Annotated in this window: 11 protein-coding genes; 5 read left to right on the top strand and 6 right to left on the bottom strand. The window is 51.4% G+C overall.

From position 1 onward, the window contains the following. Positions 1–111: 111 nt before the first annotated feature. The 5 genes from IEV98_RS01065 to IEV98_RS01045 are packed head-to-tail and all read left to right on the top strand — an operon-like array spanning position 112 to position 8,806. Positions 112–3,189, top strand: coding sequence for a SusC/RagA family TonB-linked outer membrane protein (locus tag IEV98_RS01065; protein ID WP_188504092.1), 3,078 nt, complete (start codon positions 112–114; stop codon positions 3,187–3,189). A gap of 20 nt (positions 3,190–3,209) precedes the next feature. Further along, complete coding sequence (locus IEV98_RS01060; RefSeq protein ID WP_188504091.1) at positions 3,210–4,694, top strand: RagB/SusD family nutrient uptake outer membrane protein; 1,485 nt, start codon at positions 3,210–3,212, stop codon at positions 4,692–4,694. A gap of 14 nt (positions 4,695–4,708) precedes the next feature. After that, on the top strand, positions 4,709–5,755 hold the full coding sequence (locus IEV98_RS01055) for a glycoside hydrolase family 130 protein (protein ID WP_188504090.1): 1,047 nt from the start codon (positions 4,709–4,711) through the stop codon (positions 5,753–5,755). Between the two features lie 4 nt (positions 5,756–5,759). After that, entirely contained in the window at positions 5,760–7,022 is a 1,263-nt protein-coding gene (locus IEV98_RS01050; protein WP_188504089.1) for an MFS transporter, read from the top strand. 20 nt (positions 7,023–7,042) lie between these two features. After that, positions 7,043–8,806 carry a D-glucuronyl C5-epimerase family protein gene (locus tag IEV98_RS01045; RefSeq protein WP_229738502.1) on the top strand — a complete coding sequence of 588 codons (1,764 nt, stop codon included), beginning with the start codon at positions 7,043–7,045 and terminating at the stop codon, positions 8,804–8,806. Here IEV98_RS01045 and lolA2 read toward each other — a convergent pair. The 6 genes from lolA2 to IEV98_RS01015 all read right to left on the bottom strand — a co-directional run bounded on the left by lolA2 (position 8,803) and on the right by IEV98_RS01015 (position 14,672). Then, complete coding sequence (gene lolA2, locus IEV98_RS01040) at positions 8,803–9,453, bottom strand: flexirubin biosynthesis/transport protein LolA2 (RefSeq protein ID WP_188504088.1); 651 nt, start codon at positions 9,451–9,453, stop codon at positions 8,803–8,805. The genes IEV98_RS01045 and lolA2 overlap by 4 nt on opposite strands. Further along, positions 9,434–10,138: a polysaccharide deacetylase family protein gene (locus IEV98_RS01035; RefSeq protein ID WP_188504087.1), complete on the bottom strand. Its 705-nt coding sequence runs from the start codon at positions 10,136–10,138 to the stop codon at positions 9,434–9,436. The genes lolA2 and IEV98_RS01035 overlap by 20 nt, the downstream gene beginning before the upstream one ends. A gap of 72 nt (positions 10,139–10,210) precedes the next feature. Next, complete coding sequence (locus IEV98_RS01030) at positions 10,211–11,119, bottom strand: NAD(P)/FAD-dependent oxidoreductase (protein WP_188504086.1); 909 nt, start codon at positions 11,117–11,119, stop codon at positions 10,211–10,213. Between the two features lie 81 nt (positions 11,120–11,200). Beyond that, entirely contained in the window at positions 11,201–11,755 is a 555-nt protein-coding gene (locus IEV98_RS01025; RefSeq protein WP_188504085.1) for a TetR/AcrR family transcriptional regulator, read from the bottom strand. 338 nt (positions 11,756–12,093) lie between these two features. Beyond that, the gene (locus tag IEV98_RS01020) at positions 12,094–13,518 is read right to left on the bottom strand and encodes an arylsulfatase (protein ID WP_188504084.1); all 1,425 of its coding nucleotides are present in this window, start codon (positions 13,516–13,518) and stop codon (positions 12,094–12,096) included. After that, a complete protein-coding gene (locus IEV98_RS01015) occupies positions 13,515–14,672 on the bottom strand; it encodes a glycosyltransferase family 4 protein (protein WP_188504083.1) in 1,158 nt (385 codons plus the stop codon). Before IEV98_RS01015 ends, IEV98_RS01020 begins: the two co-directional genes overlap by 4 nt. Positions 14,673–14,711: the final 39 nt, after the last annotated feature.

Below are 14,711 nucleotides of genomic sequence, written 5' to 3'. Positions count from 1 at the left end.
CAATTTGCAAGCGCCGTATAGCAAAATGTAACCATAGTACAGCGCTGTGAAAGGTAAGACCTATACCTTTGTAAGACCAAGGAAATCTATATTCACTAAATGTAACCAACTATGAAGCCATTAAGACCACTATTGACAAAGGGTGCAATCCTTTTACTGCTGTTGCTCGGCTGCCTGATAGCGCCGGTCGCTGCACAGCAAGCCCGACAGGGGACTGTCGTTGCTGCAGATGGTAGCCCACTTGGTGGTGCTACTGTGGAGCTGAAAGGCGGCACCCAGCGCACATCGACAGATGCTGCAGGGAATTTTACCATCAATGCGCCGGACGAGGCAATATTACTAATCTCTTTTATGGGTTATACCACCCAGGAAGTTGCAATCAATGGGCAGTCTGTACTATCCATTACGCTCGACGCAACATCCAGTGATTTGGATGAGGTGGTGGTGGTCGGCTATACTACGCAACGTCGCACCACCATCACCGGCGCCGTGGGTACGGTGCCTATGGGTGATGCCGAAAAACGGCGGGTTCCCAACGTCACTCAGATGCTTCAGGGGCAGATTGCCGGTGTGCAGGTCACGCAGGCCACGGGGGCTCCCGGCGATCCGATTGATATCCGCATCCGTGGTGTCGGAACCATCGGCAATAACAGCCCGCTTTTTGTCGTTGACGGTATCCCGTCAACTAATTTCTCCTTTATCAATCCCCAGGAAATTGAATCCATGACTGTCCTGAAAGACGCATCGGCGGCAGCCATATATGGTTCGCGCGCCGCGGGTGGCGTAGTGCTGGTTACGACCAAAAAAGGAAAGGTCGGCCGCACTGCACTAGACGTGAATTATTTCAATGGTATTCAGCAGGTCACCAACTTGCCAACCATGCTCAATAGCCAGCAATACCTCAATAAACTGGAAGAAGCGTGGAATAATGCCGGTTTCAGTGGCACGAATCCCTATACAGCGGAAAAAAGCAGGGGCGATCTTGCAGATACCGACTGGCTGGATGAACTGTTTGAGACCGGACGCTCGCAAAGCGTCCAGCTTACGGCTTCCGGCGGAAGTGAGCAGGTTCAATTCCTGCTTTCGGGCGGCTACTACAAACAGAATGGCGTCGTGGTCTTCGACAATGATCAATATGAGCGGATCAACCTACGCAGTAACATCAACGCTAACCTGACGGATCGCATCCGTGTAGGTACTAATCTGCAACTTTCGCATGAAAGGCGCGATGTACTTTCCTCGCGTGGGGATGCCCCAGGCATCATTCGCCATGCGCTGTTGCGCCCGCCCGTACTGGCCGTTTACAAAGATCCGACGGATCCAACATACAGCGCGCGCAATCCCTTTACGGACCTGCCTTTTTATCAAGCTGACGGCAGTTTTGAAAGCAGTAAATACGAGTGGACACAGAATCCCATTGCGCTGGCCTATTTTACCGATAACAGGCAGAAACAGTTCAAGACTTTCGGTAATGTATATGGCGAGTATTCGATATTAGCGGACCACTCCTTGAAGTTCCGCACGAATGTGGGCGTGGAGCTGAACTTTAACCACAACAAAGCATTTTTTGAGAATTTTGGTGATGACGATGGCGGTGGCGGTGACCTGGATAAGGGCAAGGGTCTTGGCAGGCAAAATCGGCCCAACGGGCTGAACGAAGACCGGGGCGATGATTTCACCATCACCTGGAACAATACGCTAAGCTACGACAAGACCTTTGCTGGCATACATAGCCTCAATGCGTTGGTAGGTTCGGAATTCATCAACAATACCAGCGCCTCCATCAATGCATCCCGGCGACGCTATGAATATTCAAATCCAGCATTCCATTATATTGATCTTGGGCCCACGGATAACGACCTGTGGAATGGGGGCTTCGGACAGGAATGGGCCCTGTTCTCCTTATTCGGAACGGCTACCTATGTATACGACGGGAAGTACATGCTCACAGGCAACCTGCGGGCGGACGCATCTTCCCGCTTCGGTGCAAATAATCAATGGGGCTATTTCCCATCGGTATCGGCCGGATGGGTGATCACGGAAGAGGGATTCATGCAAGGCATCGCTTGGTTAGACTACCTCAAAATACGGCTAAGTAGCGGAACCTTGGGCAACCAGTCGATACCGAATTATGCCTACCGTACACTGTATTCACGCGAAGGGCACATCACCCGCTATGGCAACCCTGATCTTCGCTGGGAATCGACCACGCAGCACAACGTCGGTATCGACCTGAATGCTTTTCGGAATAGGTTTTCGGTGTCTGCCGATTACTTCGTTAAAAACACGCACGATATCTTGCTACCTGTAAGCCTGCCCAACTTGGTGGGTAACGTGGGAGCGACCTACGTGAATGCTGGCGAGGTGGTCAACGAAGGGTTTGAGTTGGGGGTGAGTTTCAGGGATGTGACGCAAGGTGGACTGTCCTATGGCATCAATGCAAACCTGGCTACCCTCACGAATACCGTGGAGAAATTGCATCCCAACGTGCCGCGTATCATTGGCGAGGTGACGCGGGCAGAAGCCGGCCAGCCATTGGACGTGTACTACGGCTACATCATGGAAGGCATCTACCAGAATGCGGCGGAGGTAACCAGCCACCTGCATGGTACCGCCAATCCCGCTACGCTGCCCGGTGATATCCGTTTCAAAGACCTAAACGGCGACGGTATCATCAACGACGAAGACCGGACCTTTATGGGCAACCCGATTCCAAAGTTGACGTACGGCTTCAACTTATCTGCCGGCTACAAAGGGTTTGACGTTGCCGTGCTGATTCAGGGGGTACAGGGAGTAGACCGCTACAATGATGGCAAGAAGATTTTGGACTATGACACCCGCCCGTTCAACTATACGACTGCTGTATTGGGCAGTTGGAATGGTGAGGGCAGCACCAACAGTATCCCGCGGGCAAGTTTTACGGATAACGGCAGCAGCAAGGTATCCAGCATCTATGTGGAAGATGCTTCATACCTGCGGTTGCGGAATGTAGAGGTGGGGTATTCCTTCGGTTCGTTGCTGCGGAGTGCAAACTGGGGTGTGCAAAACCTCCGGTTATATGTGTCCGGTCAAAACCTGTTTACGTCGACGAATTATTCGGGGCTGGACCCCGAGACCACCGATCAGATCGACAAAGGAACCTATCCGCAGTCGCGGGCTGTACTGTTTGGTGTGAATGTAACCTTTTAACCCGAAAAACGCTTAATGTTATGAATACCTATATCAAAAGCTTACCCGTTGCCGCGCTCTTGCTGCTGGCTAGTTGTGAAAAATACCTGGAAAAGGATCCCATCGGCATCCTGACCGAAGAACAGATAGCCACGGATCCTACCGTGGGAACCATCACCGGCGCCGTTACCAACGCATATGTACCCTTGGCCAGTACGCTCAATCTTTTCGGCGATTGGAATTGGACACAGGGCCTGGTGCTGCGCAATGATTTCATCACCGAAGATATTGCATCCGGCGATGCTAACAAGAAGTGGAGTCCGGATGGCGACCAGGCGTGGATGGACGACGTGGCATCATTTAACTTCACGCCCGAAAATGGTGCATTCAATGGTCTTTGGACGTACGACTATGAGGGTATTTCGCGGACCAACTTGGCCATCAGTCAACTCACTGATGAGGCTATCATCCAACAGACGGGTATGGAGCAGAATTTGCGCAATAGATTACTGGGTGAGGCATACTTCCTGCGTGCGTTCTACTATTTCAACTTGGTAGCCAATTTTGGTGATGTGCCATTGTTGTTGAAACCGCTGACCAATTTCAACGAAGCTTACGAGGTGGCGCGCCGTGCGCCGAAGGATGAGGTGTGGACGCAGGTAAACAGCGATCTTACGGAAGCTGCCAACCTGCTGCCCAATAGTAAATATACGAGTGATAGCGAAAAATGGCGGGCATCCAAAGGGGCAGCAATTGCGCTGCACGCGAAGACAGCCCTGTACCGTGGGCAATGGCAGCAAGTCATCGACAGGGTGCAGGAGCTGGAAACACTCGGCTTCTACCAGCTCAATAGCAATTATTTCGATAGTTTCGACGTGAGCAAGGAGTTTGCTGAAAACGAGGTGATCTTTGCCTTTGATCATCAGCAGGGTGTACTGCCGCGCAGGGGAAACGGCCTCACGGCATTGCTGGGTTGGGGATTCCTGGCGCCATCGCCAGATTTTACGGGTAGTTTCGAGGCCAACGATCCGCGTTTGGATTATACCGTCAATGTGTCGGATCAGGCGGTATATAAACTTTTGGGTGGTACCAATACCGATAATAAAGGGAACGATGACGCGCCGAGTAACAAAATTTATATTCGCTGGGCCGATGTGCTACTATGGAAGGCAGAAGCATATACCGAACTGGAAAGTTATCCACAGGCCATCGCACTCATCAATGAAGTGCGGCAGCGTGCCCGCAATACGCCGATTATAGGTGGCGGTACCGCTCCCGGTGGTACATTGCCCAACCGTGGGGCTAGCACCGATAAAACACAGGTAAAGGAGTGGCTCATGCACGAACGCCGTGTGGAATTGGGCATGGAATCGCATCGCTTCAGCGACCTGCGCCGTTGGGGTGCCGCCAAGGCTGTGCTTACGGCGCTGGGTAAGAATTTCCAGGATCGGAATTACCTTTATCCCATCCCGCAGGGCGAAGTGGACAAGTCGGCAGGCTCAATTACACAAAACGACGATTATTAAACGGATTGCCTACAATGACTGATATTTCAACGCGATTCGCGGAAAACCCATTATTGGCTCCAAAGGACCTCCAGCCATCGCATGAGGGGCTGGAGATTGCCTGTCTGCTCAATCCGGGCGTATTCCAATTCCAGGGAAAGACCTGGCTGTTGGTGCGGGTGGCCGAACGGCCGCCGCAACGGGATGGTTATATCTCGTTTCCGGTACTGAAGGATGGCGGCGGCATAGACATCATCGGCTTGCCGACCGCCGATCCGGAACTGGATCTGACCGACCCGAGAGTTATCACCTACCAGGGAGCCGATTACCTGACCACGCTGTCGCACCTGCGCTTGCTCTGTAGCTTGGACGGTATCCGTTTCTATGAACCGGATGATTATCCGAGGTTGGTCGGCGAAGGGTTGCTAGAAACCTTCGGTATTGAAGATTGCCGGGTAAGCTTGCTGGATGGCCGATATTACCTCACATTTACTTCCGTATCGCCCAATGGCGTTGCCGTAGGAATGCGCACGACTACTGATTGGCAGCAGTTCGAAACGCATGGACTGATTCTCCCACCCCATAATAAGGATTGCGCTATTTTTGAGGAGCGCATCGACGGGCGGTATTATGCATTGCACCGCCCAAGTAGTGTGGATCTCGGTGGCAACTACATCTGGCTTGCGCAATCGCCCGATGGCCTTCACTGGGGGCAGCATCAAATCATCGCCCGTACACGCACAGGCCACTGGGATAGCGCGCGCGTGGGTGCCGGTGCCGCACCCATCAAAACCGAAGCGGGATGGCTGGAAATCTATCATGGTGCCGACGCGCAAAATCGGTACTGCCTGGGCGCGTTGCTGCTGGATATGAACGATCCATCCCGGGTCATCGGTCGTACTGCGGATCCCATCATGGAACCAAGCGCCCCGTATGAAGTAAGTGGTTTTTTCGGGCATGTGGTGTTCACCAACGGCCATGTGGTCAATGGTGATGAATTAACCATCTATTACGGGGCGGCGGACGAATTTGTGTGCGGTGCACGATTTTCCATTAACCAAATCCTTTCCAAACTTATATAGCGCCATGTTTAGGAAACTTTCTGCAGAGATTAGCCATTTCAAACAGCAACCACTCAATTTCAGGGTGTTGGTGCTGACCAACTTGATCTACGCATTTGTGCTGCCGGTCATTGATATTTTCGTGGCAGCCTATGTGATGCGTAGCTCCAATGACCCCGTGAAGGTGGTCGTTTACCAATTGACGATCTATACCGGTATTCCCCTTACCTTCCTATTAAATGGCTTTTTGCTAAATAGGTTCAACATCAAAACGCTTTATTCGGTCGGCATGATGCTCAGCGCAGTTTCGATGATGATTATGATGTCCTTGAAAACGTTGGACTTGATGGGCATTGCTGCCGCGGGACTAACCATGGGCATGTCCTTCGGTTTTTATTGGGCTAATCGTGATTATCTTGCGCTGGCGATGACCAATGATGGCAATCGGAATTACTATTATGGACTGGAAACCTTTTTCTATACCATCATCGCTGTGGTCGTACCTGTCATGATTGGCTGGTTTATCGAATATGGCGGCCGCGCAGGTGGTGATGTACAGTCGGCGTACCGCATCGTTACCGGATTGGTGTTCGTGGTGACAGTGCTGGCTTCAGTGATGTGCTTTCGCGGTCATTTCCATAATCCTGCGCAAAGGCGGTTCATTTTCTTTAAATTCCACCCGTATTGGTATAGGATGCTGCTCCTGGCAGCGCTGAAGGGGCTGGCACAGGGCTTCCTGGTGACGGCTCCGGCGATGCTCATTATGCGGCTTCTTGGCCAGGAGGGGGCATTGGGCACTGCCCAATCCGTAGGTGCTATCGTTGCGGCCATCATCATGTATGTCGTTGGCCGGGCTACCCAGCCTAAACATCGACTGACAGTCTTTGCCATAGGGTTGGTGTGCTTTACCCTGGCCGCAATCATCAACGGCATGCTCTTCAATGCCACAGGTGTCATCCTTTTTATGCTGTTTCTGCTCGTAGCCAAACCACTATTGGATCTTGCTTATTTCCCTATCCAATTCAATGTCATTGACCTGTTGTCAAAACGGGAAAATCGCAATGAATTTGCCTATATACTCAATCACGAGGCGGGGCTTTACGTGGGGCGCTTTTTGGGTGCTGCCACCTTCATTGCCCTGGCTTGGTATTATTCGGATGAATTTGCCCTCCGGTATGCCATCATCATCATTGCCTTCTTGCAATTAGCTTCTATCTTTGTGGCGAAGCGATTGCTTAAGCAAGGCGAGGAGCTAAAGAAAGACGATTTGATAAATACGCCATTATAATATCATTCTACAACGATAACATGATACAACAGCGAATTAAAAGGAGTCCGATAAGGGGATTATTATTCCTTTTTTTGATCTTCTCCTGTAAGCAACAACCCGAAATACAGGGGATTCCGTTACCGCAACAAACCCTTGCCCGCGTGGATTCGATGCCGGCCTTGCCGCAGCCGCTCCACATCATCGACTGGCAGGGGTTGGCACAGCGATATGACAGCACGGTATATGATTTTAACGCTACCGGCGATTATTGGCCACTGGTATGGTGGGATCGTACGGCAAGGAATTTTGACCAGCCCGTAATAGGACTTTATACGGCGATGGGCGACGCGCGCCAGGGGCCCGATAACCACAAAGGGATGTTTCATGAATCGTTGGCGACGATGGGTGGTGTATTGGGTGCTACGTTGGTGGGGATAGACAAAAGCAACCAGGACGGGCTTAACTACGTCGGTATGCTGAAGAATTATTTCAACCGCGAGACAGGCTGGAACATCATGATGAACAACACCGCTCCCGAAGTAGCCTTATTGGGTGGTGGCTATGGCCGCGATTGGTGGTATGACGTATATCCCAATGTGTTGTTTTATGCCATTTATGATAAATACCCCCAAGAGCCCGATTTTGAAAAGCTGGCCAAGACAATAGCTGACCAGTTTTATAAAGCCGACTCGATATTGGATGGGAATTATGACTGGACATTTTTCGACTATGGGGCCATGAAGCCCATGAAAAACTGGATATGTGCCCAACAGGATGCCGCAGCGGGGCACGCTTGGGTGCTATATGCCGCTTACCGTAAGTTTGGCGATGAGAAATACCTGAAAGGGGCATTGCGTGCGCTTGGTGCGCTGGAAAAGCAGGCCGAAAACCGATTTTACGAAATCCTGATGCCTTTTGGCGCATACGCGGCTGCTCGGATGAATGCCGAGGAAGCCCAGGATTTTGAGGTGTCGAAATTCCTGGAATGGACCTTCGATGGTACGTCGGTATGCCGGGCTGGCTGGGGGGTGGTATTGGGTCAGTGGAACGGATTCGATATTTCGGGCATCGTGGGCTCCACGGTAGACCACGGCGGGTATGGATTCCTGATGAATACCTTTGATACGGCGTGGCCCTTGGTGGCCATGGTCCGCTATGACCAATCCCATGCCACGGCCATTGGCAAATGGATGCTCAATGCTGCCAATGCAGCACGATTGTTTTATCCCGAATACATACCCGAGGAACACCAGACTATACCCCAGCTCGCGTCGGCAACCAAGGGCGTAATTGGTTACGAAGGGCTGGTGAAGCATTCCACATTTGAGCGATATGCCCATATACCCTCCCCCGTAGTACAGGGTGATGGCCCAAATTGGGTGCCCGGCAAAAATCCCGATGTCTCGCAATTCAGCGTATATGGCAGTGCCCATGTGGGCATATTCGGTAGCATCATTCACAGCACCGATGTGGCGGGTATTCTGCAATTGGATTTACTGGCGACGGATTTTTTTCGCGGTGCCGCCTACCCGTCCTATCTGTATTACAACCCTTACGATGAAGCGAAAGAAGTTTCGCTTGACCTACCTGTTGAGGCGGGGCGGACGGATCTGTATGACGCCGTGCAAGGACGTTTTATTGCCCGTGGAGTGGCTGGCGGTAGTCGGGTTAATCTCCCGGGAGGCGGATCGGCAGTCATCATTTGTGTGCCCAGCGGGGCACGCATCAGCCAAGAGCAAAACAAATTACTAGCCGATGGCGTGGTGATTGATTATCATTTCCGCAACCAGCGAGGGAATTAAAATGCCGTTGCGGTAAACTTCGCATCGGATATCGGTGTGTTTTTCCGTTGGTTGCTAAAGGTAAGCTGTGTACGATCTCCCGAAGGATCGATGATACCGACTTGCTTGAGTAACAGGGTGGAGCTATCGAATGATAGTTCTACTTGTTCTACGTACTTGCCGAGCGCTTTTTCTCGGGGCACGAGCACAGCCAAGTAGGCGTTGTTTTCGTGATAATAGGTGATGGCAAACCGGCTTTCATCGAGGATGTTGCCCCCTTGTACCGTGCCCACCAGGAGGTCATTCAGGCCTTTCAGTCTTCTGTTGGCGGTAAGGTCTACGCTTTTAATTGCGCTCCCATCCTTAGTGTACATCGTTTGATCGTCGAAAATAACGACGTATGTCGTCGGGGAACGGTATTCCCACCGGATTTTCCTTGGCGCTTTGAAATACAGCTTGCCAGCGGATTTGATCGTATTCTCCAGATAACTCAACTGCTTGGTCTGTGTGAAATCACTTTCGAGCGACTGCAGGTGTTGGGTATTAGCGGCTATCTTTTCTTTAAATGCCCTAGCTTCCGCCGGTGTCAGCGCTTTCCGTTGGGCAACCACCGCCGTGCAGCAGAGCAGCAAAGCAAGGATAAGTATTTTATGTTTCAGCGTATGCATCTTGATGGATTAATTCAGCTGCGGTTACCATGGTAAAACCACGTTGTTCCAGTTGGGGCAACAATTGTTCCAAAACCGGTACAATCCGGTCGTGGGTGTCATGCAGCAGGATGATGTTGCCCGGTTTGACCTGTTTCAGAATGGCGCGGGAGATATACTCGGCATGTCTGGTTTTCAGTGTATCATAGGGACGCACGCACCAGCCGATGACCGTGTGGCCACTTAATTTGATAGCCTTGGCAAGATGGGGTGTGGTCACACCATACGGCGGACGGAAGAAACGCGGATTACTGCCAATTGAATGGGCGATAGTGGCGTCGGTTTGTCGGAGCTCTTCGAGCCACCTGGCCTTGCGGTGGAAATCAATAGTGGGTGCATGGGTAAAGGAGTGGTTGGCCACCACGTGCCCCGCTGCGTGGATTTGTTGGACGATTTCGGGATGCTGTGCGGCATGTTTGCCAATACAAAAAAACGTAGCCTTGACGCCGTGTTGTTTCAGTAATGCCAATACTTGTGGGGTGTATACCGGATGCGGGCCGTCGTCAAACGTGAGAGCGATTTGCCGGTTTGTGGCATCGCCCCTGTGGGTGGCTTTGAGAAAGAAATTACCCTGGATATTGAAAGCGCCCCACGCAACGGTGCTAATGCCAATGACGAGCAATACAAGCAATAACCAGCCGATCATAAATCCACCATCTCATTCATTTCACAAACTTAGCCAAATTGGCTTTTAGATACAAGTTGCCGCCATGTTTCCTCAATACCCCCCCATGATTAGTGCATGATTGATGAACGCCCCCGCGGAGGTCCCCGAAGCCACAGCCGTAGCCACGCTGCGGAGCATTGTTACATTATCCCCGGCGGCATAAATACCCGGTACGGTGGTCTTTTGGAAAACATCTACCTTAATGTGACCGCTTTCCGATAGCGCACACCCCAGTTTTTCCGGCAGCGAATTATGCTGGATAAAAGGCGCGTGGGCATAAAGGGCTTGTAAGGTCACCTTATTGCCATCCGTCAAAACCACCTGATTCAAGTAGCCGTCTGTATGGACGATTTTTTGGAGTGGCGTCTCCACGATCACTATGCCCATTTCGGTGAGTTGCCTTTCAGCATCGCCGATGGTGCTTTCGCCATTGGTGAATAAGGTGAGTTGCTTGGTCCAATGATGGATCATCCGTGCCTTTTCGAACGCCATTTCGCCGTTCATAAGAAGGCCTGTGGGCTCACTGCGATATTCATAGCCGTGGCAATATGGACAATGGATTACCGATATGCCCCAGCATGCAGCCAGGCCATCTATATCGGGCAGCTGGTCCTTAATGCCAGTGGCAAACAGCACTTTTTTAGTAGCGATCCGTTGCCCCGATGCTGTTTTAATTTGGAAAAGCAGGTCTTCACCGGTCACGTCAAGCACTTCATCGGTAATGAACTGGACGGTAGGATACGCAAGCACCTGTTCCCGTCCCAATGCGGCGATTCGGGCAGGGGTATTGCCGTCTTGGGTGAGGAAGTTGTGCGCATGAGGTGTCTGCGCATTGCAAGGCTTGCCGCTATCAATAATCAATACCTCGCGCATTGACCGGCCTAGGGTCATCCCGGCGGCCAATCCTGCATAGCTGCCGCCAACAATCACTGCATCAATTGTTTTCTGTTGTTGTTTCATATTTGTTAAGTGCTGGTAATAAGCAAATAGATTAAAATAAGTCGTTATGTCTCAAAAATGAGACATAACTAAGTAAATTTTTTAAACCCCTATCCCTTTGCTAAACGAAAACCAGGCGAATTGTTTCTGGCTTTGTTTCGCTACTTCTCCCATCGCATCGGCTTTCAACGCCGTATTCACTACACCGGTAAAAAAAGCATGTATCCATGAAGGCGTAACGTGTCTCGTGATCATGCCGGCATCTTGTAGCTGCATGATCAATCGCAAAAAACGTTGGTGCATGGTATCATAGGCTGTGCAATCGTCATTGCCGCCATGGTGTTGGTGTCCTTCGCTACCGTGCAGCTTGTGGAAAAATGCATATTTCGCGCCGCAATCCAGTGCGGCATATAAAAGCTGTTCCAGCTGTGTTAGTGGCCGATCGGAGCTGTCAAGCGCTGCGGCCATGGCTTCGCTGCAGCGTTTGCGTATATCTTTGCTACACACGGTTAGCAATTCATGCCGGTCTTTGAAATAGCGATGAAGTGTCCGCCGCGTGACAGCTGCTTTTTCAGCAACCTTTTCCAGGGGCGCCGATTGGTCATCATTGAAGATCAGGATGGCCGCATCGATAATTTTTTGTCGGGTTTCTTGCATGGTAACGATGACGCAATTATAGGGCTAATTTCTCAGTTGTGTGACATTTGAATGTCATGTTGTGATTATTTCCGCTATAATGATTACTTTTGTGATAAGGTTTCTCAGGGTTGTTGATCGTTTAGAATCACGTGGTATGATACAAAAACATGTTGGTTTCCTACAAAATAAAATAGTAAGGGTCGGTTTGCTTGCGCTTTCTGCCTGTGCCATTTATGCATTTGGTAAATGCGTGGGTGAAGTGATTTATTACTTTTCGCATTAATCCAGTAATCGGGCGCATCAGTCGATTTGCCTGCAGATCAATCAAAAACTCAACCCTTGCTCTTGATGTTGAATCACTCCCTTTGGGTAAATAGCGGAAATATGGCGCTTTCCCGATGGGAATTATCCATAGCGCGGCGCAGCTGCGCCACGATAGCGGGGTGCTGATCTGCGATATTATTGTGCTCGGCCATATCGATAGATAGGTCATAGAGTTCGATTGGCACCTCGAGGCCCTCCTTTACCTTTAGCCGAACGCCCTTCCACTTGCCCATACGGACAGCCTGCCTGCCGCCGCTCTCGTGAAATTCCCAGTAGAGGTAGTCGTGCTGCTGCTGGCTGTCCAGACCGAGAAGGGTAGGTAAAAATGAAATGCCATCGGTATATCGGGGTTGCGGGGCATTCGTAACCTCCACGAGAGTAGGCATGATATCCCAAAAAGCACCCATATGATCGGAAATCACATTGGCGGCCACTTTACCCGGCCACCGCACGATGAGCGGCGTACGGATTCCGCCCTCATAGAGATCGCGCTTTGCCCCACGTAAGCCACCCGTACTATTGAAAAAATCCGGGTCGGCGCCCCCCTCCTGATGGGCACCATTGTCGCTGCTGAAAAGCACGATGGTATGCTCGGCCAAACCCAGTTCATCCAGCTTATCGAGTACTTGGCCCACATAGGCATCCAGGCGGCTAACCATGGCCGCAAAGGTGGCGCGAGGCTTGGCAACGGACGCGTAGCCCGCCACGGTAGCTTCGGGACCGTAGCCGTTGCCCTGATGGGGAGTTTCGTCAAAGGCATGTTCATACTGTCTGTAATGCTCATCTTCCGGTCCTTGCAATTCGGCATGGGGCAATACCGTCGGGATAAACAGAAAAAAAGGTCTTTCTCGGTTTTCTTCGATGAACGCCAGTGTTTTTTTCTGGATGATGGCCGGCGCATAATGTGCCTTTTGCGACAGGTCATTGCCTTCGAGGATTACTTTTCGGTCATTTGCCCATAGGTGGGTCGGGTAGTAGCGGTGCGATTGGCGTTGGCAGTTATATCCGAAAAATTCATCGAACCCCTTGCGGTTAGGGTCGCCGCTGGTGCCTACCATGCCCAATCCCCATTTGCCGAAGGCGCCCGTTGTGTAGCCGGCCAGCTGCAGCAGCTGGGCAAACGTCTGCACGGAGTCGGCCAGTGGCTCTTGTCCCTCAGGTTTTATCTCCTTGTTGCCCCGGATGTAGGTGTGCCCGGTATGTTGCCCTGTAAGCAGTGCCGACCGTGATGGAGCACACACGGTGGTGCCTGCATAGAACTGCGAGAAGCGCATGCCTTCGGCCGCGAGGCGGTCAAGATGAGGGGTCTTGATAACTTGCTGCCCATATGCGCCAAGATCGCCATAGCCCAGGTCGTCCGCGAGGATAAATACGATGTTGGGCCGTTTCTGGGCTTGCAGCGCAAATGGTAATATGCCCAGAAGTAAAAGTAGTCTGATGTTTCGAATCGTCATCATGTCGCTCCCGTTGTCGAATGGTAGATATTCAATAGCAATAGTCTGTTTTGTTCGGCAGTATACCGTTGTTCATACTCCCGCCTGGCCTCCAAGCCTAACTGCTGCCGGTAAGTAACTGTTGTGGTAAGCCACAGCCCAATCTTCTCTCTTAGATCCGACGCACTGCCAGCGGTGAACCGCCAGCCGTTTTGCCCCTCATGTACCATGGATTCCATTGCACCAAGATTACTGGCGATGACAGGCGTGCCGGCTGCAAACGCTTCAATGAGCGTCATAGGCATGCCTTCATACCAAATGGAGGGGAACACCAATGCTGTACACGTTGCAAGCTGCTGATCAATGGCAGCTCGTCCCAAGGTATCAAGATAGGTAATGTTGGGATGTCGCTGATCGGCATCCGTCACCATGGTCCGTAGTGGGCCGTCGCCCACGATGCGTAAATGATAGTCCGTGCCGGCGAATGCTTCCAATAGCACTTCCACACCTTTTTCCTGGGTAAGGCGGCCGACGAACAGAAAATGGTGCCCGCGGGCTTCAGAAAGCTGAAAGCCGTTGGCAACAAAATTCGGTTTGATCACCAGCTTTTCTGGTGGTAAGTGCAGGGAGGAGCCCGCGAATACCTGCTTGGCAAAATCCGTTAAGGTGATGTAACGATCTACCATGTGCCACGTGCCTAATTTTTTGTGCAGCCACGTGGTATAAGAAAGCCAAAATGTTTTCACCGAGGAATGGCTATGTGCCCCAATGCATACGGCTTTCCAAGGGAATTCCGTATACAGGCTGTCCGTAAAAAGCTTGCCGTTGTGAAATAAAGTCGACGAGGGGCATAGCAGGCGATAATTATGCACGGTCATCACCACCGGGATGCCCATCCGCTTAGCAACCCGTACCGCAATGGGACCCACGGCATAATGCAGGTTATGGATGTGGATGACATCCGGTTTGTATTGCCTGATGGCCCGTTTTAGTCGTTGTGCTGCCCATATATTCCATGGCGACCAGAATGTCTGCCAAGCTCCCCGCCAACCCTTCTTGTTATTGAAGGTAAGTGAAAACACATGCTCGGTGAGGGCAAGCAGGGTCTTCTCCTGCTCAAAAACAACATCTTCACCGCCGGGGTGTTGATAGTAGTTATGGATGGAGAGTATGCGCATGGATGCTAAATGCAAGTAGACAAAGCTACGAAATGTATT

The sequence above is a fragment of the Parapedobacter pyrenivorans genome, from assembly GCF_014636865.1.
GTDB lineage: Bacteria > Bacteroidota > Bacteroidia > Sphingobacteriales > Sphingobacteriaceae > Parapedobacter > Parapedobacter pyrenivorans.
The sequence above is the reverse complement of the archived record's forward strand: the minus strand, read 5'-3'. Positions and strand labels throughout refer to the sequence as shown.